Annotated in this window: 24 protein-coding genes; 3 read left to right on the top strand and 21 right to left on the bottom strand. The window is 70.0% G+C overall.

The genetic code is table 11. The features are described 5' to 3' along the window. Positions 1-2: 2 nt before the first annotated feature. Complete coding sequence (locus BMW67_RS02045; RefSeq protein WP_072748422.1) at positions 3-3,881, bottom strand: baseplate multidomain protein megatron; 3,879 nt, start codon at positions 3,879-3,881, stop codon at positions 3-5. 14 nt (positions 3,882-3,895) lie between these two features. Between BMW67_RS02045 and BMW67_RS02040 the strand changes: the two genes are divergently transcribed. From BMW67_RS02040 to BMW67_RS15640, 3 genes are read left to right on the top strand one after another with little or no spacing between them, the layout of a single operon-like run. Next, positions 3,896-4,345, top strand: coding sequence for a hypothetical protein (locus BMW67_RS02040; RefSeq protein WP_125459062.1), 450 nt, complete (start codon positions 3,896-3,898; stop codon positions 4,343-4,345). A 52-nt stretch (positions 4,346-4,397) separates the two neighbouring features. Beyond that, positions 4,398-4,526 carry a hypothetical protein gene (locus BMW67_RS16125; RefSeq protein WP_256598405.1) on the top strand — a complete coding sequence of 43 codons (129 nt, stop codon included), beginning with the start codon at positions 4,398-4,400 and terminating at the stop codon, positions 4,524-4,526. Between the two features lie 29 nt (positions 4,527-4,555). Continuing rightward, on the top strand, positions 4,556-4,714 hold the full coding sequence (locus BMW67_RS15640; RefSeq protein WP_177174474.1) for a hypothetical protein: 159 nt from the start codon (positions 4,556-4,558) through the stop codon (positions 4,712-4,714). Positions 4,715-4,733: 19 nt separating this feature from the next. On the opposite strand, the gene BMW67_RS02030 is transcribed toward BMW67_RS15640, so the two are convergent. The 20 genes from BMW67_RS02030 to BMW67_RS01930 all read right to left on the bottom strand — a co-directional run bounded on the left by BMW67_RS02030 (position 4,734) and on the right by BMW67_RS01930 (position 23,271). Then, positions 4,734-5,168 (bottom strand): DUF6950 family protein, encoded by a 435-nt coding sequence (locus tag BMW67_RS02030; RefSeq protein WP_072748425.1) that lies wholly within the window; start codon positions 5,166-5,168, stop codon positions 4,734-4,736. Positions 5,169-5,183: 15 nt separating this feature from the next. Further along, positions 5,184-6,116 (bottom strand): DUF2163 domain-containing protein, encoded by a 933-nt coding sequence (locus BMW67_RS02025; RefSeq protein ID WP_072748426.1) that lies wholly within the window; start codon positions 6,114-6,116, stop codon positions 5,184-5,186. Beyond that, positions 6,113-6,751, bottom strand: coding sequence for a DUF2460 domain-containing protein (locus tag BMW67_RS02020; protein ID WP_072748427.1), 639 nt, complete (start codon positions 6,749-6,751; stop codon positions 6,113-6,115). The genes BMW67_RS02025 and BMW67_RS02020 overlap by 4 nt, the downstream gene beginning before the upstream one ends. 225 nt (positions 6,752-6,976) lie before the next feature. Then, complete coding sequence (locus BMW67_RS02010) at positions 6,977-8,851, bottom strand: hypothetical protein (protein WP_072748429.1); 1,875 nt, start codon at positions 8,849-8,851, stop codon at positions 6,977-6,979. Positions 8,852-8,989: 138 nt separating this feature from the next. Beyond that, complete coding sequence (locus BMW67_RS02005) at positions 8,990-9,319, bottom strand: hypothetical protein (RefSeq protein WP_072748430.1); 330 nt, start codon at positions 9,317-9,319, stop codon at positions 8,990-8,992. Further along, positions 9,316-9,714, bottom strand: a complete 399-nt coding sequence (locus tag BMW67_RS02000) for a hypothetical protein (protein WP_072748431.1) — start codon at positions 9,712-9,714, stop codon at positions 9,316-9,318. Before BMW67_RS02000 ends, BMW67_RS02005 begins: the two co-directional genes overlap by 4 nt. A 4-nt stretch (positions 9,715-9,718) precedes the next feature. Continuing rightward, positions 9,719-10,003 carry a head-tail joining protein gene (locus BMW67_RS01995; protein ID WP_425433820.1) on the bottom strand — a complete coding sequence of 95 codons (285 nt, stop codon included), beginning with the start codon at positions 10,001-10,003 and terminating at the stop codon, positions 9,719-9,721. Between the two features lie 23 nt (positions 10,004-10,026). Next, positions 10,027-10,227, bottom strand: a complete 201-nt coding sequence (locus BMW67_RS01990; protein WP_125459064.1) for a hypothetical protein — start codon at positions 10,225-10,227, stop codon at positions 10,027-10,029. Continuing rightward, positions 10,220-10,561 (bottom strand): hypothetical protein, encoded by a 342-nt coding sequence (locus tag BMW67_RS01985; protein WP_072748434.1) that lies wholly within the window; start codon positions 10,559-10,561, stop codon positions 10,220-10,222. Before BMW67_RS01985 ends, BMW67_RS01990 begins: the two co-directional genes overlap by 8 nt. 73 nt (positions 10,562-10,634) lie before the next feature. Then, positions 10,635-12,545, bottom strand: a complete 1,911-nt coding sequence (locus tag BMW67_RS01980) for a phage major capsid protein (protein ID WP_072748435.1) — start codon at positions 12,543-12,545, stop codon at positions 10,635-10,637. 11 nt (positions 12,546-12,556) lie between these two features. Further along, positions 12,557-14,089: a phage portal protein gene (locus BMW67_RS01975; protein ID WP_083581620.1), complete on the bottom strand. Its 1,533-nt coding sequence runs from the start codon at positions 14,087-14,089 to the stop codon at positions 12,557-12,559. Positions 14,090-14,093: 4 nt separating this feature from the next. Continuing rightward, on the bottom strand, positions 14,094-14,645 hold the full coding sequence (locus BMW67_RS01970; RefSeq protein WP_072748437.1) for a hypothetical protein: 552 nt from the start codon (positions 14,643-14,645) through the stop codon (positions 14,094-14,096). 14 nt (positions 14,646-14,659) lie between these two features. Beyond that, positions 14,660-15,115, bottom strand: a complete 456-nt coding sequence (gene ssb, locus BMW67_RS01965) for a single-stranded DNA-binding protein (protein ID WP_072748438.1) — start codon at positions 15,113-15,115, stop codon at positions 14,660-14,662. Between the two features lies 1 nt (position 15,116). Then, the gene (locus BMW67_RS01960) at positions 15,117-17,234 is read right to left on the bottom strand and encodes a terminase gpA endonuclease subunit (RefSeq protein WP_072748439.1); all 2,118 of its coding nucleotides are present in this window, start codon (positions 17,232-17,234) and stop codon (positions 15,117-15,119) included. After that, entirely contained in the window at positions 17,212-17,847 is a 636-nt protein-coding gene (locus tag BMW67_RS01955) for a terminase small subunit (protein WP_083581621.1), read from the bottom strand. Before BMW67_RS01955 ends, BMW67_RS01960 begins: the two co-directional genes overlap by 23 nt. 117 nt (positions 17,848-17,964) lie before the next feature. Further along, positions 17,965-18,567 (bottom strand): hypothetical protein, encoded by a 603-nt coding sequence (locus BMW67_RS01950; protein ID WP_072748441.1) that lies wholly within the window; start codon positions 18,565-18,567, stop codon positions 17,965-17,967. 115 nt (positions 18,568-18,682) lie between these two features. Further along, positions 18,683-19,372 (bottom strand): hypothetical protein, encoded by a 690-nt coding sequence (locus tag BMW67_RS01945; protein ID WP_072748442.1) that lies wholly within the window; start codon positions 19,370-19,372, stop codon positions 18,683-18,685. 442 nt (positions 19,373-19,814) lie between these two features. Next, positions 19,815-21,584 carry a DNA primase family protein gene (locus BMW67_RS01940; RefSeq protein WP_072748443.1) on the bottom strand — a complete coding sequence of 590 codons (1,770 nt, stop codon included), beginning with the start codon at positions 21,582-21,584 and terminating at the stop codon, positions 19,815-19,817. Further along, the gene (locus BMW67_RS01935; protein ID WP_072748444.1) at positions 21,584-22,660 is read right to left on the bottom strand and encodes a DUF7146 domain-containing protein; all 1,077 of its coding nucleotides are present in this window, start codon (positions 22,658-22,660) and stop codon (positions 21,584-21,586) included. Before BMW67_RS01935 ends, BMW67_RS01940 begins: the two co-directional genes overlap by 1 nt. Further along, positions 22,657-23,271, bottom strand: a complete 615-nt coding sequence (locus tag BMW67_RS01930; RefSeq protein ID WP_072748445.1) for a hypothetical protein — start codon at positions 23,269-23,271, stop codon at positions 22,657-22,659. Before BMW67_RS01930 ends, BMW67_RS01935 begins: the two co-directional genes overlap by 4 nt. Positions 23,272-23,369: the final 98 nt, after the last annotated feature.

Genomic DNA, 23,369 nt, shown 5'->3' with positions numbered 1-23,369 from the left:
TTTTAAATGTTGATGGTCATGCGGGCGGGAACGCCAGGCCCGAACGTCTCGGACACCTGCGCCACGCGCACCTCGGCGGGGCCGGTCAGGCCGTCCGCCGCCTGCATGGCCGCGGAATAGGTCCAGCCCGACACATCGGCGCCGGCTATCTCGGCCACCCGCGCCGGGTCGTCCGCCGGGCCAATCTCGACCCGCCAGGCCAGGGATGACTCGCCAAGCGGCGAGTCGCCCACATCGGGCCAGCGGTCCCCCTCGATTCGCGTGCGCCGCGTCCATGTCAGGATCACATCGCCGCCCGCATATGCAGCGCGCAGATGGACAGGCGAAAACGGCCGCCGGCCGAGGCCCGCGAACGCATGTGATGCGGTGCGGAACGAAGCATCATCTTGGGCGACGCCGGCCGGGCCGTATTTCCACCACCACGCCCGGCCCACATCCTGCGGCGACATGGCAACAGGGGCCACCGCGGCGTCGAGGGCCACCACGGAAGCGCCGGGCGGAAGCGGCGCCGCCGCGCGCACGGATTCGGTGCCGCGCTGCCCGCGCAGCAGCCCGGAAAGGCGCCACGTGTCGGGGCCGACAAGATCGGCCGCGCGGAATTGCACCACCTCCCACCCGGCCGGATGCTTCACCGCCAGCGCGTTGGCGCCGTTCAGAACGTCCACGCGCGGGCGGGTGACAAGGCCCCCCGAGAACATGCGAACATCAACGGACTCACCGCTCCAAGCCCACAGGCGGCCCGGCTCAAGCGGCGTCGCCGTTTCACCCATCGCCGCCCGAAGCCCCAAAACCGCATTGGATTGGTAGCCCGTGAATTCGTCGGGGCTTCGCAGCAGCACCGCGCCCCCAGGCCATGGGTCGGCGTGGGCGGCCACATATCCCCGCCAATCAGGCGCCGCCTGGTCCGCCAACAAGGGCAAGTCGAGAAACTCCATCAGGATGCTGCGCGAACGCGGGCGCAACGCCACGGGCGCGCCGCGCCGCACGGCCCGGCCGCGGTTGATGGCGGCGGCGTCGAAGTCCACGCCAACCACGGCGCGGGCCGCCCCTTCGGTGACGGACTCAACAATCAGAGTCCGGCGGTCGCCGCTGGGCAATAGAACGTCAATCAACCGCCCAGGGCGAACGCCAAAGGCCGATGGCGGCAGGGCAAACGCGATGCGCTCGCGCGCCCCGGCCGCCTTGCGCAGCCACGATTCCACGGCCGGAAGGGCCAATTCCTGGTCCAGCACAAGCGGCGTTTCAGCCACCGCCAAACCCACCTCCGGGCCTTCCTCGATCGCGGCGCGCACCGCTGCGGATTCATAGTCGCCCAGGCCGTTGACATAGCGCAGCACCGCGGCGCCCGGCGCATCAGCCAGAGCGCGGCGGGTGGCCGTGAAGCGCGGCGCGCCCTCGGCGTCCACCATGTCGTCGGCCCGCACCAGCCCCGCGGGCGGCGCCGCAATTCTCGCGCGCACGGTCAGCGCGCCGAAATCCTCGAACGCATCCAGCGCCAACAACAACTCCAAGGGCTGGAACCACTCGCGGAAGCTGACGGCCTCGCGCGTGGCGTAGCCATCAACCTGCCCGTGCGCGTCGGCCAGGTTCAGGTCGTCCGCGCCAAACCCGTGAAGCGCCAGCCGGCGGGCGATGGCCTCGCGCGCCGGCGCCGCCCCGGCCCGGCCGTTCAGCCAATGCCCCAGCGACCAATCCGGCCCATCTGCCCACACCGAGTCTTGCGTGGGAAATTCGGGCCAAGGCCGCGCATCCCAAGCCCAAATCAGAATGCCGGCCGGGTCAACAACGCCCGCCCCGTGCTCGCCCCACCATTCCAGCGCGGCGCGCAGGAACTGACGTTGCGCGAAGTCATCGCGCGCGCCGCTGGAATGGTGCGGATAAGCGCCCTCCGATGAATTCGCAGAAAAGAACGCATTGGGCTGATTTGCCGCCTTGTCCACCGCAGGGGCGCCCAACTCGGTGAACCATACGGGTTTCGCCCCCGGCGCCCAAGCGGTCGGCGCGGCGTCGCGAACCCCGCCTGGGCGGTTGTGGTGCGCCGCCCCGTGCCAGCCCCGAATGTCCTTTTGACGATACACCCAATGCTCGCCGTGCGCGCCATCATTGATTGGCGTTCTCACCTGCGCGGCCCGGTCGGCCTCCGTGGCATAATACCAATCGAAGAACTCGCCGCCCTCAACCTGCGATTTCAGGTAATCCAATGAATATTGCGACGTGTGCCCCTTGTCCGCGTCATAATCAAGGTGGGCCGTCCCCTCGCGCCAGTCAGCCAGGGGCAAGTAATTGTCAATTCCGACAAAATCGACATGCGGCGACGCCCAAAGCGAGTCCATGTTGAACCACACATCGCCGCCCTGCCGGTGGGAATGGTATTCCGACCAATCCGCCGCATATGACACCAGCGCGGCGGGCAGAACGGCCTTCACATCCCGCGCCAGGTCGGACAACACGTCAACGAACGGGTAAACGCCCGGCGCGTCGGTGGCCTGGGTCATGCCGACCATTTCAGACCCCACCAGCATGGCGTCGATGCCCCCCGCCGCCGCCGCCAGGTGGGCAAGGTGCAGGATGAAGCGGCGATAACCCCATTCCGCCGGCCCTGCATAGGAAACGGCGCCGCCCGCAATGCTGAAATCAGACACCGCGGCGGAGCCGGCGAAGGCGGCCACCTCATCGGCCACGGCCGCGGCGGGGTCGGGCGCGATCCTGCCGCGCCAAGGATACGCGCCCTGCTCGCCCCCCCACGGGCTGGGCTTGCCGGTGCCGGGCGGAATGTCCATCATAATGAACGGATAAAGAACCACCCGCTTGCCGCGGCCGCGCAGATGCTTGATTGCCTCAATCACGCTCGAATCTGCCGGCGATGATCCGAATGCGGGCCGCCCCCCAGACTGCGAGACGACGCGCGCCGCCGCGCGGTCCAATCCGCCGGCCGACCATGCCGCGGGCGCCGTATCCTTGACGCCAACCTCCACGCGCGGCGCGATTTCGCAAAGCCCTGCCCGCAGGTCGTCCCCGAACCAGGCCACCACCAGGGCCACGGTGTCGGCGTTGGGCAGAACTTCCTCCATCATGTCAACGGACAACGACAGGTCGGAAATTCCTTCATGCCGGTGCGCGTTCTCCGGGCGCTCGGAAACAATCTTTCCGGCCGCGTTGCGCGCCACCTGGGTGATGACTTCGGGGTGATAGCCCCATTCCGTGGTGCCCGGAATCAAATCCACGCCCCGCACCAGCGACTCCAGATCGCCCGAGAACCCGAACACCTCGAATGTGATTTGCGGAATCCTGCGTCCGAACTGCGCAAGGGGCATGCGCTCAAAAACCACGTATGCGGTGCCGCGATAGGCGGGCGCCGCGCCGTCCTTTTCCTCCAGCAGCCGGTCGGGCTGCTGCGCATCGCCGCCGTGGTAGAAGCGCACCACAAGGCCGCTAATGTCCAAGGGCTTGCCGTCAGCCCACAGGCGGCCGAAATGCGCCACCGGCCCCTCGGCCACGGCCACCGCGAAGCTGGCAAAATAGGTGTAATCGGTCGACTCGACTTCCTGCCCGCCGCCGCCCTTGCCCCCCACCTCCTGGGTGGTGGTGGTCGCCACTTCCTCGATGCGAGTCGCCCAGATGACGCGGCCCGCGACGCGGGCGCGCCCCTCGACGCGGGGCAGCGCGACGCCCTCCTGGGCCACCATCACGTCAAGCGATTGCATTCGCGGCCCGGCCACGCGCTGCGATGCAGAAGAACCGCCCAGCAGCAGCGAGTCCACGTATTGCCCAGCCACAGCGCCGAGGGCCTGCCCAATCGCAGCCGCCCCGACGCCCAGAACCGCGCCCCCGATGCCGCCGCCAATGGCCGCGCCGGCGGCCGCCAATGCCAGAGTCGCCATTTTGAACCCCCCGCGTGCAGGTGTCAGATGATGCCCGCCCGGCGCCGCGCCAGGCGCCTATCAGGTCTAGAAAAAGAGAATTCGACGCCCGGTCTTTCAACTTGCAATTCGTGTCATATGATGCGAAAAGGGGCGCGAAAGTTGATTGCATTTGCACAAAATGGAAGGGAACGGACATGCGCCCAGAAGCCCAACGCGAAGTCTTGGCCCACGCCGCGCGCGTGATCGCCGCGCGAACGCCGGCGGATGCCCGCTTGGCAATCTCGGCGCTCGATTCCGCCGTGGCCGCCATGTGCGATGCCGCCATCACATTGCTGGCCGCCCGCATCGCGTCCAGCCCGCGGCCCGCCCCCGCCGAATGCGTCGCCATGTCGGCCGCGGCGGATGTGTTCACGGCCCGCCATGGAGTCACCCGCGAAGAATTCCACGCCCGCCTTGCGGCGGGGCCGGGCGGGGGGCGCTGACATGGACCAAAAGCCCCTTTCGGCGCAGGAATACGCCAACGCGCGGCGGGCGGTGGAGGCCCGCATCGCGCTTCACAAGGCGCGCTTTGAAGCGGCCGCGGCCCGCGGCGATTTTGAAACGATGCGCAAGGCCGGCGGCACGCTTTACCGCCTGCGGCGCGCGCTCGCGCGGCTCGGGTAGCCGCGGCGCCACGATGGGGGGCGGATGCAATGGCAAGATTCGACTACGGGAACGAAAGACAGCCCGGCCGCCTCGACGCCATCCTGGCAAAGGTGGATCGCTCGCCCGTCTTCCACGCGGCGCTCGCCGCAGGCGCGGCGTGGTGGTGGGTTGACTACGCCCTCCAGATCGCCGCCGCGTTCGGCTGACGCCGCGGCACGGCGCCCCCTATAGCGCCGGGAAGCGCACCGGGAAGCGCGCGCAAAATGCGATTCTTCCGCGCCATGCCGCAAGCGTCACCTCGACCACCCCGACCCCCTCAGCCGCATGGACGACGCGCCCCGCGTCGGTCAGGATGCCGCAATGGGCAACCCGCGCACCGCCCATCCGAAAGGCCACAACATCGCCGGGGCGGGCCTCGGCCGGCTTCAACTCGATCAAATGCCGCCGGGCGGCGTCCAGAAGCGGCGCGCCGGGCGCCGCGGCCCAATCTGCTCGCCATCCATGCGGCGCCGGAACGTGTCGCCCCGTCACGTCGCGCAGAACGCCGCGCACCAGGCCGACGCAATCGCAGCCGACGCCGCGCAGGGCGGCGCCCGCGCGGTAGGGCGTCCCGATCCACGCCCGCGCCGCCGCCACCGGGTCGATGTCACCCCCAGCCATGCCAAGCCCCCCGCTTCATTGCATCGTCTCCCCATACACCTGCGGCGGCGGCGCCGGCTGCGGGTTGCCGGTTTCGCCATCCTGTCCGGCGGCGCCGGGTTCCGCAAACGCAACTGCGAACTGTTCGGATGGCACATGCGGGAAGCCGCGGAAATTGGCCCCGTTGGAAAACTTGACCACGCAAGAATCCCAGCTTTTCGGGCAGCCCGCGCGCACCTCGAAGGTGTCGCCAACCTGGGGCGCGTAGGGCGGCGCGCGCCACAGATGCAGCACGCCCGCGCCGGCGCCGCGGGAATGCAGCCGCACCACGGAGGAAGCGCCCGCATTGGCGCCGCCCGTCCAGATCAGCGCGCCGCGGTCGAAAAAGCCCGCTTCGGCGTCCTGGATTTCGGCCGCCTCGATGGTCAGGCCGGCGGCAGAGGCCACCACCCCCGTGCGCATGAACGGCGCGCCGGTCACGTCCACGCCGCAGCGGCCATCGCCCAGGCTGGCGTCGCAAAGATTGGTAATGTGGCGCCCGGCCTTGGTGTCGAGGGCCGACGCGCGGGAACGCAATTCCCCCCGAAACGTCGCGTCGGTGCGCTCGACTTCGCCCATGACGTATTCGGCCAGCGTGGCCCGCGCGGCGGGGTCGGTCCAGTCAACATCGAACACGGAAACCTCGGCGCCGTCATAGAGGCCCCGCAGAAGGTCGGACTCGGTGATGGCGTCGGACGACAGGGCGCCGGCGATTTCCTGGTCATCGGCCGAAAGGCCGAGGGTGGCGGCGGCGTCGGACGCGACAAGGGCGGCGCCAGGCTCGTAGTCCACGCCGCCGAAGGTCAAGGGGCGGTCATGGTCGGTGAACCCAAGAACGGCGCCGTCGCGGCGCGTCACCCGCCAGCAGCGCGCGCGGGTGGTGGCGCCCGTCGCCAGGCCCGCAAGATATGATTCCGGCGGCGTCGTCATTCCGCAACCTCCACAAGCGCAATGTCTGGAAGCGACCCGCTGCCGGCGCCGCCATCTTGGAAAAACCCCAGGTCAACGTCCAGTCGGTCGGCGTCGAACCGCACGGGAACGTCGAATTCAAACCCCGCCGCCACCGATACGCCGGCGGCAGGGGCGGCCGCGAACGTCACCAGGCCGGTGACGTGATCCACGGACCACCCGCCCCCCTGCGGCACCCCATCCAATGACACCTGGACGGTGCCAGGGGCGGGCTTGGTCACGTCGCGCCAATAGGCGTTGACGGCGCCATATCGCAGGCGCAACTGAAATTCCGTGCGCGCGCCGTCGCCGTCGCCCAGCCATTGGTCGGCGGCGCCGATTGGCGCGCCGGGCGGGGCGCTGCGATAGTCCGACCAATCGCGAAAGCGGAAGCTATGCAGGCGCCCGCGGGCCTCCTCGAAAAGCGCCAGAACCGCCGCCAGGTCGGCGGCGGATCGCAGGCCAAGGCCCACCTGATAGGTGCGCCGCGAGTCGGCCCATCGGCTGTTGCGCTCTTCATATCCAGAGCCAACGGACACCACATCGGTGCGCCGGCCAGGCCCACCCGTCGAGCCGGCGGCAATGTCGCGCGGAAACTGCACATCAAGAAACGCCATTCCGCGCGCCCCCCTGCACTTCGGCGGCGTCGGCCAGAACGCCGGCCGCCATTTCAAGGGCCGCAACGCGGGCGGCGGCCTCGGCCCCGCCGCGGCGCGCCTCGGCGCGGGCCAGAACGGACACAAGGCGCGCCCCCAAGCGAAGGCCGCGCGCCGGATCGGCGGCAGCTTTCGACCCGACCCGCAGGCCCATGGCATTGCGAACCATCACCACCTCCCCCATTGTCACATCATGCGCTGGCCGCGCCCAACCGCCCGCGCAATCTGGGCCGCCACCTGATTGCGCGACGCGCTGAACGCCGCCGGGCTGGGCGTTTGAATGGTCACGTTGACCACCGGCGCGGCGCCGGCGGCCGCCCCCCGCGGCGTCACGGTGATGCGCTCGCCACGCGATACATTGAAGGCGGCCACGTTGCGGTCGATGCCGCCAGCGCCAGCCGCGACAAAATCGGCGCCATTGTTGAAGCTGGGAAGCACCGCCGCCAGCCCATCAGCCAGGAATCCGCCAATCGCGCCGAAAACGCCGCCGGATGGCGCGGCGGCGCCGGCGCCTGAAATCGCGCGCGTCAGCGCGGCGCCGGCCTCGCCGTTCAGGCGGCCGAACACGTCGCGAACGAGCGAGTCCACCATCGCGTTGGCGGAATCCATGATGACCCCGGCGAAGCGCCGAAAACTGAACTCGCCATCGCGCGCCATGTCGGTGAGCGCGCCGGCCACGTCATCCGCGAGGCCGTCGAACGCCGCGCCAACCGCGCCGGCCGCGTCGTCCGAAACCTTGACCATTGCGCCGTCCAGCCGCGCGAACTCTTCCGCGATTCCGTCCACCATGTCGGGCACGTAGGAATGACCCACCACCGCGTCATACATCTGGAAGAACGCATCGGAAACGCTCGCCACCGCCCCCTTGACCCAATCGAACGCCGCGGCCAGCTTGCCGCGGAAAATCGCCACGATGCGGTCAACGGTTTCCGACACAAGGGCGGCGGTTTCTGGAAACAGCGCGGCGAAGGTGTCGGCCACCGCCCGCACGGCCAGGGAAACGGGCGCCATGGCCTTTTCGAGAAGCGTCATTTCCCCCCAGGCCGCGCGCACCCAGCCGATTGCCGACTCGATTTCCGGCCAGAACGCAGCCGCGGCGGCCGTCAGCGCGCCCACGCCGGCGGCAGCCGCCAGCACCGGCCCGGACAGCGCCGCCATGCCGGCCACCAGAAGCCCGACCACGCCCAACACCGGCCCCAAGGCAACGGCCAGCGCGCCGATGGCGACAGCAAACCGCTTGGCCGGCTCGGGCATGGCCTGGAACCCGTCAGCTAGGGCGCGCAAGGCGGAAATGACGGGCGGCAGGATTTCCGCGATGATCCCGCCCACCTCTTCCTTTATGTCGCCCCATGTGTTCGCAAGCTGTTGCAGCGCGCCCAAGCCGGCCCGCGCGGCGGCCTCGGCCTGCCCACCATACTGGCGCTCCAATTCTTCAAGGATGACCCTTTGGGCCTCGGCCACCTTGCCGGCGGCGGCCAGGGTCTTGATTGTTTCCTGTTGCGTCGCGTTGAACGTGACGCCGGCTTCCGACATGGCGGAAAGGCCCTTGACTGGATCGTTCAGGGCCTTGCCCAGCATGATGGCGGCTGACTGAAGGTCGCCCTCCAGAACGGTGGCAAGGTCGAGGGCGACCACCTGCGCGCGCCGGAACTCGTCGCCCGCAACATTGGTGAATGTCAGAAGCTGGCCCGTGACTTTGGAAAGAATTTCCTCGTCTCCGAACCTGGTAACGGCCTGCAAGCTGCCGGCCATCTCGTAAAGCTGCGCGGCGGCGAAGCCGGCGGCGCCGGCGGTCGACTCTACTGCGCGGGCCACCTTGGCCTCGGCGCGCGCCTGGGTGTCGTAAAGCGAAAGCGAGTCGCGGAAGGCAAAGAGAATCGAGGCCGAGGCAGCCGACGCGGCCGCCCCAACCTTCGCCATGCCCCGGCCAACGGACGCGATGCGCTCGGAGGCCGTGCGCGCGGCGCCGTCCACGCCGGCCAGGTTGTCGCGCACAGACTTGAAGGCCGCGCCGGTCTTGTCTTTGGCGAGGATGTTAAAGAACAGGTCTTTCAGCGCCACGGCCCGACTCCTTGTCTCTCGCGCGGAAATAGGCCGCCCAGCCCGCCACCTCTTCGGCCGTCAGGTCCAGAACGGCCGAAACGGGAAGTCGGAGGGCGTGGGCAAGGTCGTAAATGAACCGCGTTTCCGCGTCGCGGCTCAGGACTCCCCCAGGTCGTCAGGGTCGGAAGCGCCAAGGATGGCGGCGGCGATCCTGCCGATAACGGCCGGGTCAACCTCGTTCTCCAGCGTCTTGCGGGTCTTGGCGTCGTCAGCGAACAGGCGTTCGCCGCCGGCGCCCTTGGCGTGGCGCACCACCACCAGAATGGCCGCCTGGGCGTCCGACCCCTTGGCCGCCGATTGAAGCGCCTGGCGTTCGCGCATGGTCAGGGGGTCGAAATGAACCTCCAGGCCCCACTCGGGCACGGTCATGGACTGGCCGCGCATCCGGGCGAAATGCTCGCGGGCCTTGTGCAGAACGTCATTCATGCCACGGTCCCCTCGGTCACGGCGCCGTTGGCGCGGAAATTGATTGACAACGCCACAACATCGGTTTTCGAGCCGCTGCGCGAAACCGACTCGATCAGGGCCGACAGGCTGAAATAGCCGGTTCCCTGGGTGTCGCCGCCGGGGTAAAGCTCCAGGGGCACCTCATCGCCCACATTCAGCACCGCCTGCCCGGCGTCCGCGGGGTCGAAATACACCTCCACCGACCCGGTGGACGAAGGCGGCGCCGATTGGAAATGGCGCGCCGCCAGGTCGCCCATGCCCCACGCTTCGGAAAACGCCGCCGATGTGTCCAGCTTCCAGCTTTGCACCTCGCCCACCGCGGCCAATCCAGGCCCCGCCTTCACCACGCCATCGCGGCCGCTGTAAAAGGCCATATCGTCACCTTTCGAGAATGACGCGCACCAGCCCGGTGCCGTCAGGTTGCAAATCGGCCGCCCGCCATTGGGCGCCGCTTATGTCCACCTTGTCGCCCTGCCCCGCCCCATCGGGCACGTCAGCCGCCGCAACGGTCAGAACAGGCTGGACGGTGGACGCGCCGGGCCAGTCGCCCGCCCCGGCCGCCGCGTGCGCGGCGGTGAAAATGCCCGCCAGATCGGCGGGGGGGCGGCCCTTCGGCGTCCACGTGACGGCCTGGGCGAAGCCGCCCGCGCCGTCGAACAGCACCGCCAAGTCGGCCGCATCCTCGATCACGGCGCGCCCCGCGTCGCGTCGGGGCTGGCGGCCCGGTTGGGGGCGGGGGCGGCGGCGGCCGCAACGGGAACGGCGCGCCCGGACCCCATCAACGCCAGCGCGCTTGCGCGGTCCACGTCCGCCACCGCGCCCGGCCGATACACCCGCCCCCCAACATTCGCCGGGGCCGTGAACTTCACGCGCAGCGCGTCAGCCATGCGTCGCGCCCCCATCGCGCCCCGCCGCGCCGGGGTCGCCGCCGGGCGCGCCGCGCGCACGCGACGCGGGGCCGGCGTCGGCGTCGGCGTCGGCGTCGGGGGGCGTGCCCTTCGCGATTTCGTCGAGAATCCAGCGGGCAAGCATGTTGACGTTGTGCCCGTCCATCGTGTTGGGCACGATGAGGGCGGCGGCGGCGGCCATCGTCACGGATGCAAGGTTGATGATTTCGGCCGTTGCGTATTCCGAAACGCCGGGGATGAAATGCGCCGCGAGGCCCAGCAGGCCGGCGAGAAGCGCGGCAATGGCCTTGCGGTATTCGGAAACTCGCGACATGGCGCGACTCCTTTCGTTCCTGGGGTGGTGCGGCGGCCCGCTCAACTCGCGGCGGGCCGCGCGCCGGTCGGCGTCAGGGGGTGGCGGTGCCCACGCCGCGGATGAACGACTCGGGATGCCGAACCGCAAAGTCAACATCCTGGAACGCGACCACCCGCACCGCGCCGGTGGAGGAGCGCGAATAGGGATCAACGGTCAGGTCAAGCCCGGACCAAAGGCCGATCACGAAATCGGACCAGTTGCCGAACCACACATCGCCCGCCGCAACCTGGTTCGAGTCGGCGGCGGTGAACCCGTTCAGCGCGCCGCGCCCGGCCATGATCGGCGTATCGCCGGCGGCGAACTTCGGCGTCGTCATCAGCGCCGCCACCTGAAGGGGGTTCAGCGCGTAGCCCAGCGACCCCACCGCGGCGTTGGCGTTCGCCACCTGCGCCCACATGCCCACGGTCTCCGCGTAGTCGGGCGACTCGGCCGCAAAGGTGGTGGACAGCAGGCCGGCCTGGTCCGCGAGGCCATCCGGCGCGTCAGCCGAAGCGGCGCCGTTCAGCCCGCACGAGTCGATGGCCAGGGCCATCTGGGCGGCAATGTCGGCCCGGATCATGGACTCCACGTCCACGCTGGACTGAATCAGCAGCTTGCGGCTGATTTCCGTCAGCGCGCCCAGCGTGTGCGGGGTCATGGGCACCTGGTCAACGGTCACGCCGCTATTGGTGGGGCCGGTGTCCTCGCCCACCCAATAGGCGGTCACGCTGCCGGACTGGCGCGGAATAGCGATGTTGCCCGACAGGTTCGACAGGGTGCGCACCCCGAGTCGCGGCAAAATCGCCGTGGCGCGCAGAATGTCGATGAACGAGCCCGACAGGAGCCCCGTGGCGATCAGGTCGCCGCCCGTCGCCGCGGCGCCGGCGGCCATGTCCGACGCGCGCGTGGCGCCGAAGCCCTCGGCCAGAACGTCCTGGGGCACCATGATGCCCTGGGCCTCGCGGCCGGCGGCCTTCGCGGCGGCCTCGGACACCTCCAACTCGAACGCGGCCGCATCGCGCGCGCGCGCGTTGCCGGTGTCGGCCAGGTAGCGCAGGGCGCGCACGAAGCTGAACTGACGCACCTCGCCGGCGGTCATGCCGATGCGGGCCGCCCCGGCGCGGGTGGCCTCGGCCGATCCGGCCCCCAGATGGTCCAGCACGCGAGACTGGAACGCCGCCACGGTGTCGCCGTCGCGAATGGCCGCCTCCACCATGTCGGCGGGCAGGTCGAACTGGCGGCCGGTCGCCGTGATGTTGGCGATGCGCTCGCGCTCGGCCTTGCGCACATCGTCCGCGCGCGGCGCGCCCGGCTCAGCCGGGGCGGCGCGGCTGGCGGCGGCCGCCGGCGCGGCGGGGGCGGGGGCGTTGGGCGCGGCGGCCTCGGGCGCGCCGGCGTTGGTGTTGCGTGCGGTCATGTCGTCGCCTTTCAGTTTCAGAATGATGGTTTCATTTTCGGCCCCGGCGGCGCCGGCGGCCCCGGCGGCCCTGCCAACGCCCACGCTGGGGTCGGCCGGGATGGCGACCAGGGAAATTTCCATGGGCTGCCATTTCGTGGCGCGAAACACCGGGGCGCCCTCGCGCTCGCCGGCCTGTTCCACGGCCTTGATGGCGTAGCCAACCGAAACGGCCGACACCTCGCCATCTTTCACCCGCGCCATGACTTCGGCCGCCCGCGCGGATGTTCCGAAGCGCACCACCGCGCGGCCGCGGCCGCCCGACACCTCGGCCGACTCGATGACGCCCACCTGGTGCTCAAGGTCCGCCCGGTGATCCATCAGCAGGGGGGCCGACCCCGAGCCGATGCGCCCCAGGTCAACCTCGCCGGCGTCGTGGCCCAGCACTTCCCAGCCAAAGGCCCGCAACACGGGTTCCTCGGACGAAAACGATAGAGTCACCCGCCTGGGGTCGCCGTCGCGGCCGGCGTCGATGATCGCGCCGCCGCGGAAGGCCCGCGCGGGCATTCTGATTTCGTTCATTCGGGCTCCCCATTGGTTGCGTTTTCGCCCGCGGGCTGGGCCTGGCCCGCCAAAGCCTCGGGCAACGGAACGCCGGCCCGGCGCATGGTTTCCAGGTCGGCGGCGAAGCGTTCGGCCACGTCCGCGAAATCGTCGCCGCGATCCGCCACAATGTCGGACGGCGCGCGCAGCCTGTTGCGCAGGTCGGAATCCGCCGCGGTGGCGTCATCCTTCGGGTTGACGCTGGGCCACCCGCGCGGCCGCCATGCCGCCGGGCGCAGGCGCTCCATGTCGGCCATGGGCAGCGACAGACGCCCGGAAAGGATCGCCCGCGGAAGCCACATGCGAAAGACTTCGCTATGGAGTCCCTCGTAAAGATCGCGCTGGAACATTCGCCATTCGTCGCGCTCTTCGCCAAGGCCCGCGCGCAGGCTGGAAAAATTCGCGCCCTCAAGGTCATTCGACAGGCCCGAATAACTGACCCCAAGGCCGGCCGCGCCACCTTTCAGCATATGCTTTGCGAAGGCGGGCATTTCGCCGTCTGGGTAATTCGGCGCCCAACTCGCCACATCCATGCCAGGCGGCAGGCGCGCGACCATGCCGGCCTCTATCTCTTCGGGCAGATCGTCGGCCGCGGCGTCGCCATCGGGCGGCCCTTCGCCGTCCAGGGATTCCTTGATCCACGCCATATTCGCCGCACCGAAATGGGCGGCCGTCAGCGCGGCCTCCTCATATCTGCCCAGCATGTTGAACCGCCGCAAAGCGGTGTGCGAAGATGGCACGCCAAGGGCCTGCAAGGACTCGGTCGGGCGGAATACGTGAATCACCTCATCCATGGGAACACGGATGCGCCGGGGGCGGCGGCCGTGGTGATGTTCGCCGGGGTGGGCGCTCCACAGGTGCAGGGCGACAGGCCGGCCGCGCGGGTCAAATTCAATGCCGCCGTCAATGTAGGCGCCGCCGCGCAGGGCCTCCACCCGGTCAAGGTCCACAAGGTCGATAGGCAGCACCTCAACCTGGAAGCCGAACGGGCCGAAGCCGGGGCCGGTGTGGGCGCGCATTAGAAAGTTGCCCTCGCGCGCCACCATCGTGGCCGCGATGTTCTCGACGTTCCACCAGGACAGGCGCCCGCATGTGGTGCAATTGCGGCGCGCGCCCCACTCGGCCCATGCCGACTCAATGGCGCGCGCGGCCTCCATGTCGCGCGCCCCGTCCGCCCCCTTGGCCTGCGATTGCAGGGCGATGCCGCGGCGGCCCACCACATGGCGTCTAACCATCATCTCGAATGCGCGCACGTAGTCGATATTTTGCGCCGCGTGGCGGGCGTGGGCGATCAGGCCCCGCAAGTCTTGGCGCACGGTCGCCCTGGTGGATGGAAGCGCGCCGGCCCCAAAGCCGCCGGCCAGCCTATCGGGCCGCGCCGCCATGAACTTGCGGGCGCCGCGGGCGGGCGTGGCGCCGGCGGCGCGCGGCGCCGGCGGCGCATCCGCCACGGCCGGCTCGATGCGCGGCGGCGCCGGCGTGCGCCGAAGGAAGCGGGGCATTTTCATGGGATCACCTCAACGTCATGCGCTTCCAGCGCACGCCCCCGCGGCCATCTTCGGCCGCGACCAGGCGCGCGTAGCGTGTCCGCAGCTTGTCCAGCACCTCCAGCGGGGTGCGGGCGATGCTGCGCCCCTCGATGGTGTAACTTTCCGCATCCTTGGTAATGCGGCCTTCAATGCGCGCCGTGATTGCGTCAAGGATTCGGCGGTTGCGGCTGCGCGCATCGGGGGCGTCGCCATCGGCCGGGGCTGGCATGACCTGGACGAAGCCGCGGGGGCCGTGGGCAATTTCCCCATCAGCCAGCCGCATGATGACGGCCGACCACGCCCAGCGGCCTGGCGTGGCCGCCGCCGTGCGCGACCCCGGAACTTCCACAAGGAAGCCGGCGGCGTCGGGCGTCGCCTCGGCCCGGATCGCGGCGCCGCCGCCTTCCGGCGTCAGGACGAAAGCGAGGCCGTGGGCGTCGGGGTCAAGCCCCAGCGCGTCGGCGCGCCACGTCCAGAACGCGCCCGCGAACAGCGCGAGGGGCACGCCCTCGCAGGGCTTGAACAGGTCGGACATTCCGGCCTCCGGGGTCAAAATGGGATGTCGTCGTCAATGTCGGATGCGCCGCCCTGCCGCCCCCCCGCCACCGGGGCGTCGCCAGCCCCGGCGGCGGGGGCCGCGCCATGCTGGCCGGCGGCGTGCCCCGCGCGGTCCAGAAGCACCAGCTTGGAGTCGAAGCCCGCCAAAATCACCTCGGTGGTGTAGCGTTCCGCGCCCTGCTGATCGGTCCATTTCCGGGTTTGCAGCTTGCCCGCCACGTAGATGCGCGACCCCTTGCGCGTGAACCGCTCCACCACGCCCACCAACCCGTCGCCCCGCACGGTGATGCGGTGCCACTCGGTGCGCTCCGACACATCGCCGGTTTGGCGGTTGCGCCATTTTTCGGTCGTCGCAAGCGAAAGGTTCGCAACCCGCCCGCCATCCTGAAAGGTGCGCAATTCAGGGTCGGCGCCAAGGTGCCCGATCAACTCGACTCTGTTCAGCATGTCACCACCCGTTGAATCTGTTTCTTGGTCCGCGCCGCCCCCGGCGCCGTTTGGGCGCGGTCGTTTTCGGGGGCGGCGCGCCTTCGCCATGGCCCGCGCGCTCTTTCGTTTGGGGCGCGGCCGCGGTGGCGAACGTGTTCGAGGAATCGCCGGCGGCCCATCTGGGCGGCCGGCCCCACTCGATTTTTTCGGCCCCAAGCACGATTGCGAGGGCCAGGGAATACACGGACAAATCAAGCGACTCGTTACGCTTGACGCCCGGTTTCTTTTCCCACCCCTTTGCGCCGCGGCGTTCCGCGGCATATTCCGCGAACATCTCGGCCGGCGCGCCGCGCGGGATGAGGAGCGCCCGTGCGCCCGCCTCGCGCCGGGTCAGGCTCGCCGCGATTTCATCTTTCAGGCGGTCGGTTCCGGCCCAAATGATGGTAACGTCACGCGCGACATGGGCGCGGCCTCGATGGGCGGTTTCCGGCCGCGCAGCCTCGGCCCGCTTGACGCGCTCGCCACCGCGGCCGCGCACCAGGTGGAACATGCCGCGGGCCTCGCGGCGCGCGCGGCGGAAAAATGCGTAAGCGTTCGGCGTGACGCCAGGCGCGCCGCCGGCGTCGATGACGACGCCGCAGGGCGTCAGCCGATAATCGGCGCCGGCCACCGGCCAAGACATGCCCGACAGGGGGCGCAGGGCCGCCCAATCCTCGCCAAAACGGCCGGGATCAATGGCCCGCTCCGTGGCGCGCGGCGCCCCTTCCGGCGGGTTGACTATATCCCAGCGGTCAATGACGGTGCGCTCCAGCCCCTCGGCCCACGCTTCCACCTGCACCACAAAACGCCCGGCCTGCACATCCACCGCCGCCGTGATGAAGCGTGTTCCTGCCGGCGCCACCTTCCACGGCCTATCGCTCGCAGCTTCGCGCAGGGCCGACTCCGAAAGCGCCGCGGAAGCGCCGAGGGCGCGGGGCAGATATGGCAAGCCCAAGTCCACATTGGTGGCCGACTTAAGGGCGGTTTCGTCGCCCGTGGCGTTGAACCGCTCGACCCCCTCCAGGTAGCGGGTGACAAGCTGCGCCCAGGTCGCGAAGGCCGCGGCGGGGCCGTGCAGCCAATAGGACACCGCCGAAGCCTTGCGCGGCCCCGCATCCAGCGGCGCCGGCTCGCCTTCCGGCGACTCGTGAAGCCAGCGCCCCTGGGCGTTCAGCTTGGCCTTGGCGGATGGCTCGATGACGCCGCCGCAATGCAGGCACGCCATGAACGCGGCCGCGCCGCGCTCGGCGGGCGTGCCGCCCTTCGGAAACTGGATGCGCTCGAATGTCGGTTCAAACTCAACGCCGCAATTCGGGCAAGGCCAATACCACCGGGCGCGCGTTCCCGCATTGTAGAGTCCCAAGATGCCGTCGCAGGGCGGGGCCTCATGCCGCGTTGCGGGCGTCCAGCTTTCATCGGTGATGGGAAAGCCGGGCGAAGCCTCGGCCACGATCATGCCGCGGGTGCCGGCGGATTGCGTGCGCTTGCGCCCCAGCGCGAAGGCCGACCCCTCGCCGCCCAGGTCGGTGGGAAATCGGTCATAATCGGTCAGAAGCACAAGCGGAATCGAACGGGCCGAAAGCTGCTGCACCACAGGCCAACCGATGGTCAGGCGGCAGCCGCCGGAAAATCGCTTGTCATAGGTGTTATTTGCGCCCTTGCCCTTCGCCAGGCGCGCGGCCAACTCGGGCGAATTGCGCAACAGCTTGTCGATGGTTTCCACGCTGAACTCGCGGGCCGCTGATTGCGTCATGTGGACGACATGCACCAACCGCGGCGCCGCCAGGATGGCGTGGGCCAGCGGATTCAGGATCAGCGCCTCCGTTTTCGATGATCGGGCGGGGCCGGCGAAAATCACCGCCTCGAAGCGGCGGGAAGTCACCATGTCCATGGGTTCGACCATGTAGGGGGCAACGTCGTTTCTCCACGGCGCCCAATGCCCGCCGGCCTCGACCATCCGGCGGGTGGCGGCTTCCGAAACGCTGATGCGCGCCGGCGGCGCCAGGGCGGGCAGGGCGGCGCGGATCGCGTCGGAAAGCGGGCGATATGCGGGCAGCGGCCGCCCCGGCCTGTATTCAATCCGCGGCGGCTCCAGCATGTCCAATCATCCCGAGAATTTCGCGCCGCGCGCCGTCCAGAACATCGTCGCAAATGCGCTGCGCCGCCTCGATGGCGGCCCCATCCAGGCCACACTCGCGGCCCAGCCGGTCGGGCAGCGCGTCCAGCCCGTCGCGGATCGCCGCCAGCAAATCCTGGATGCCCTCGGCCACATCTTCGGCGCGCATCAATTCGCCACGGTCGCGCGCGGCGATCATGTAGGCGTGTTCCAACTCCAGAATTTCGCGCTGCTGGCGCGGCGTCAGGCCGACGCGGGCGCCGCCTGCGCTATCCTCGCCCACCAACGCCAGGCGCAACTGCTGCGCCGCCCCTTCCGCTTGCAGCCTGGCCGCGGCCTCTTCGGCGTCGCGCTTCGCCATCCACGCGAAGCACACCGACAGCCTGAATTCATAGCTGCGCCCATTGGTGCCCTCGGACTCAACGGGCATTCCCGCGCGGCGCCAGGCGTCCAGCGTCGTTTGCGATTTCCCCAGCGCGTCGGCCAGTTGATACTTGTTCACCACCGCATCGGGCACGCCGGCGGGCAGCGGATACTCCGCCACCAGCGCCGCCTCGGATGGCGTCAGGCTTCGCAATGCCGCAGGTTCAGCCATGAAACCACAACCCCAACCTTTTGCAGCACCCCCCGACCCCAGAACTTTGACCAATGGAACGCGGTCGCGAATTACCCCACGTTCCAGGGCGCGGAAGAACCTATTGCCGCGCGGCCCCTATCGCTTGGCCGTGCGGATCGCGCGCGCAAGCGCGGCCTCGAAATGCCGCGCCATGCGGGCCTGCGCGGTCAGCGCCGCCCCGCGCCGGAAGCCGAGCCGCGGGCGGTAGCGGGCGCGGGGCGTGTAGGCCGCCAGCAGCCGCAAGCCCCGCCCATCCGGGCGCCGCTCATAGATGCCGCCGGGGCGCGGCCCCTTCGGGTCGCCGGAAAAGACGCGCGGCTTTGCAAGGTGGCGCTTGATGCTTCCGCGCGGCATGTTGCCATGCTTGTTAAGGCGGATGCCCACGGGCACAACGATGGCGCGGCGCTTCGGCTCACGCTCGCCCCCGGTTTCCTGAAATCGCAGATACGCGGCCTGCAAATCCTTTGCGAACACCGCCGCCGCAAGCCGCCTCTTTGACGCGCGCCGCAAGGCATATGCGCGCAAGGTAAACTTGGTGGGCCGGTCCAGCTTGCGCACAAGGCCCTTTTCGGCGTTGCGCTTCACATCCTGCGCGGTGGCGTTCAGGGCCAAGGACGCGGCGAACGGAACTTGCGTTCGGGCGAAGTCCGACAGGCCGCGCTCCACCTGCGCGATGTTGTGCTGAAAGCTGATTTCCACGCCGCCACCCCGCCGCCAAGGAAAAGCCCGGCCGCGGCGTTGAAGCCGAGCCGGGCGCCAAACTGCGGCAGAAGCGCCGCGGGGCAGGTAACGCCACCTTGCAGAAGGTTTTAGCTTATCCACCCCCTGGGGGTGCAACCATTTTCGGCGCTTCGGCCGACCCGCGCCCCTCCAGCCCCTCGGATCGCGCGACTCGCCCGAGGGCGTCGGACAGCACGTCGCGAATGATGGTTTCGCGCCGCCGCCCGGCGCTGGCGTCCAGACGCCCCAGCAGCGCCGGAATTGATTCCTCGCGCACGATCAGCGCCCGAACAAGCCCAAGGTGCGACACCACCGCGGGCGGCCTTCCCCCAGCGCGGCGCAGCGAAATGGCGCCGGGGCCGATGGCCGCCTCCAGGCGCCGCAGCCGCTCAACCTGCCGCAGCGCGCGGAACTGGCGGCAGGGCGCGCCAATCTGGGGGCCGCCGCCCGCGCCATGCGCCGGCGCGTCGCCCGCCGGCGTGGCGGCGCCCCCGGCCTCGACCCCCTCGAAGGTTTCAGCGTAAAGGCGGGCCGCTTCGCGGCGCGGCTCAGGCAGCGAACGCAGCACGCGGGCGCCGGCCCGGCGCATCACCTGCGACTTTCCGCCGACGCGCGCGCCCGTGCGCGGATCGCGCGCGGGGTCGTCAACGCTCGCGCGAACGCGGCGGGGCTGCGCGGGGCCGTCCGCGCCCATGTCTTGCGCCCAGGGGACCGGCGGGATGGTGACGGCCGCGCGGGCGCGGCGGGGGCGGCGGCGATGGCGGCGGGGGTCTTGGCGGGTCATCTGTTCACCTCACAGGTGGCGGCGCAGCGCGGCGCGCGTTGACGGCTGGGGCAGGCGGCGGCCGAGGGCGCCAGGGCGCCCAGGGCGGGAAGGGCGGTTTTTTTTGCCCCACTCACAAAATGCAGGTTTTCCAGAACCCGACTCATACGTGCTAAAGAATCATGCCCTTTATGCCCTAGACGCCCTGGGCGCTTGATCCAAAAGGGAAAAAGCAGGGTCAAGCCAGGGCGCCAAGGGCGCCCAGGGCGCCGGGCGCGGCCGAAGCAGGCCACCCCCTGCCCTTCAATGCCGCCCTTTAGGGCGGCGCCGCACCCCCTGCCCCCCAGTTGGGGCGCGGGGAAGGGCGCCCGCGGGGCGCGTTTGCGCCCTGCCGCGGCCCCCTGCGGGCGGCGATGCCGGCGGGCGCGGCCCATCGCCCCCAGGCGCATTTCCGCGCGGCGGGTCAAAACGGGGGGTCGCCCATGAAGGCGGCGGCTTCCGCGTCCGACACATGATCGGCGGCAGGGCGCGAGGATGCGCCGGCGCCGAAACCGCACTTGCCCCGCAATTGGGCCGTGAAATCGTCCCGCTTCCACCCTATGCCCAGCCAGAACCAGGACGATTTCTTGCGCTTCCGGAGGCCCTTCTCGACAAGCTGGGCGCCGAACGCTTTCGCGCTCCACGGGTTTGCGCCCGTCTCGGCGCACCATTCCTCATAAACCCGGTGCAATTCCGTCACCCCGATGCGCGACTCGGCGTCGGCGTCGGTGCAGTCGCGCAGGAAGTTGCCCACGGGGTCGGCGTCGGCCATAAGGTCGTCTTTCAAGTCAATCACCCGCTTGGGCGGCCGCAGCCCGTGGCGCCTATAGGCGCGCCATCCGTCAACCAGCCAATTCAGGATTCCAGGCCCCTCGGCCCTCAATTCCGCCGCCACCTCGGTGGGGCTGCGGCGCTGTTCCTCGGGCAGCTTGTGCAACAGCACATCAAAGGGGATGAACACCAGCCGCCGGCGGGTGCCCTCGTCCTCATCCTTGATGCGCGGCGTTCGGTTGAAGGATATGACGGGAACGCCCGATGGGCGGTAAATGAATTGCGGCATTCCCAAGCCGCGCGCCGGGCGGGGGTCGCCGCCCGTGAAAGCCTTGATGGCCTTTGCGCTGAAAGTATCGGTCGCGGCCGGCTCCGATGCGATGTATGCGCGGGCGCCGGGAAGGTCCACTTCCTCGGGGGTGGCCGCGCCGGTGTTCCTGCCCTGCTGCACCAGGAACATATCCACCTTGCAGGGGGCCGCGTATCCGTCGCGTTCTCCCAGCACGTAGCTTATGGCGTCCATCATGGTGGACTTGCCGTTTCCGCCCCCGCCACGCATCAGCAGGCACACCTGCGAATCGTTGCGCCCGAAAAGCAGCATCCCCAAGCAGCGTTGCAGGAAATCGCGCACCTCGGCGTCGGGCTGGATCAACTCAAGGAACGCCCGCCATTTGGGCGCGTCGGCCGCCGGGTCATATTCCACGCCCGCGCATTTCGTCGGCCTGGATTCCCAATCCACGGGGCCAAGCCAAGATTGCCGCACATCCAGCGCGGCGTCGGCGTCGGGGGGGATGTCGTCCGCCGCCGCCGCCTCCAGGTCCACCCGCCCGTTGGGGCAAACGAAGCCGCCCACGTCGCGGTCAAGATCTTCAATATCAACCCGCACCCGCGTGCGCAGCATCTCCAGGGCGGCCTTGATGCGCGGCGCGTTCTCGCATTTTTCGGCGTGTTTCAGCAGCTTGGCCTTGGCGTCGCGCCGGCGGAAAACGCGCGCCGACTCCAGGTCCGCGAAGCGCGGCGATTTCTTCGCCACCTCGGCCGCCAGGTGCTGTTCGGCCTCGAAGTCGGAAACGGGCAGCCACTCGGCCGTCGCGGCCGCTTCCTCTTCCACCAGCGCCGCCAATCGCTGGCCGATTTCCACGGCCGCCACCTCGCCGCCCCGGAAGCTATAGCGCGCGCCATCGCGCACGGCCCAACCCTTGCCCACGGTGAAGAGGATTTCCGCGCCATAGACGCGGCGCAGGCGCTCGGCGTTGCCCATGTCGGATTCCCTCAGCCGCGCGCGGTCGAGGGCGGCCGCAACATCCGGGGGCGGTTCCGCGCCATCCGCCGGCGGGGGCGCGGGGCGCGGGGCGTCGGCGCCGGCGCGGCGCGGCTTGCGGTCCGGGTCGCCGCCGCTCATAAGATCGCGGTATCCGTCCATCACCCCCTCCCGAGACGCGCCGCGGCAACGTCTGCATAATCCATTTCCACGTCCCACCGGCCGCCAGGAACGCGCAACGCGACGCGCACGCCCAGCGACTCCAGCCGCGACTTGGCGGCGCGCCCCTTGGCCTCGGCCGCGGCCGGGTCTTTCGCTGACCCCTCGCCCAAAACCATGACGCCCACGGCGCCGGGGGGCGGGGTCCAAGCCCCGGCCATGGCGTCCCGCGCCAGGGCCGCCTCCGCTGACCACCTTGCATCGCCGGCCTCCATGCACATGGACAGCGCCGCAAGCGTCGTCTCGATGCCCTCGCCCACGATGATGCGGGGGCCGGGCGCGGTCAGGCGCACCGGGTGGCCGAACATGGCGCCGGTGGCGCCAAGCCATTGCTTGGGCGCCACAGCGCCGCCGGGAAGGCGGGCGCGGCCGCCTTCCGTGATCCAGGTGCGGTGAACGCCGCGGAAGCGGTCGCGGCCGATCCAACCAACCATCGCCGGGCCGGTGTGCAGAACCTCGCGCGTTCGCGCGCAGCGGTGCGCAAGCGCCGGGTGCAGGCGCAAGGACGGGGGCACGCCGCCGATGGCCGACAGGTTGACGCCCCGCGACTCCAGGTAGCGGTGCAGAACGTCGCCGGCCTGCGCCTGGGCCGCCGCGCGCCAGATGGCACGCGCCGCGGCAAGGCCGCGCCGCGCCTTTGCTTCGGCCGCCGCGCGGGCCTTGGCCTCGCGCTTGGCCCTTTCAGCTTCGCGCCGGCGGCGGGCGGCGGGGCATTCGTCGCCGTCAATTCCGTGGCCGCTGGCCAGGGCCTTGATGGCCGCGGCCGCGTCCAGGCCGTCGCGCTCCATGACGAAATCCACCACCGACCCCTTGGCGCCGCAGCCGAAGCAGCGGAACCAGCCGCCGGCGCCGCCCGGCTCGACCACGTGGAAGCTGGCCGTGCGCTCGTTATGGAACGGGCACGGCGCCCACATATCGCCGCGCGCAGGGCGCGATTTCCCACGGTCCCAGACGACGCCCGCGCGCTCGGCCACGGCCACCAGCGACACCTCCGCCTTGATGCGGTCCGAAAGCGTCATTTCAGCCCCAAGTCGAGCGCCCGAAACAGAAAATCGCGTTCCACCCGCCGCGCATCCGGCGCACGCATGGAAATGCGCCGGGCGGGGGGCGGCGGCAGGTCGGGCCATGGCCGCGGGTCCGATACCAGGTCGCGCTTCTCGGCGGCCGCGGCGAGGGCGTCGAAATGCCCCATCCATTCGGGGATTTCCGGCGGAAGGCCGAAGCGGCGGGCGATGGCGCGCCACACCGGCCCCTCGATCCGTTCCTTGAACTCGGGCAACAGGGCCTTGCAAGGGCGGGTCAGATCGCCCACCGCGAACTCGGCCGCATCGTGCATCAGGGCCAGGGCCTCGACGCCCGGCGACGCCCCGCGCTCGGCCACCAGATCGGCGCAAAAAAGGGAATGTTCGGCCACGGAATAGGGGCGCGCGGTGGCGCCGTTGTAGCGGGCAAGCCGCGACAGGTTGCGCGCAATGTCGCCCAGGCAGATTTCTGCCGGGTCGGGTTCGGTCAGGTTCAGCAGGCCCGAACCAGTCCACGCAAACACCGCGTCGCCGTCGCGAACCACCCCGGCGTCATCGCGCGCAATGGCGCCCGCGGGCAGGGGCGGCGAATCTTCTCCGTTGGGCATGACTTGTTTCCTTTTGGTCAGGTGAAAAGGCGGCCCTGGGCGGCTGGCGCCGGCGCCGACGCGGCCCCGGCGGGCTTGGGGGTGGCGGGGGCCGCGGG

Origin of the sequence: Oceanicella actignis, from assembly GCF_900111545.1 — a bacterium.
GTDB lineage: Bacteria > Pseudomonadota > Alphaproteobacteria > Rhodobacterales > Rhodobacteraceae > Oceanicella > Oceanicella actignis.
The sequence above is the reverse complement of the archived record's forward strand: the minus strand, read 5'-3'. Positions and strand labels throughout refer to the sequence as shown.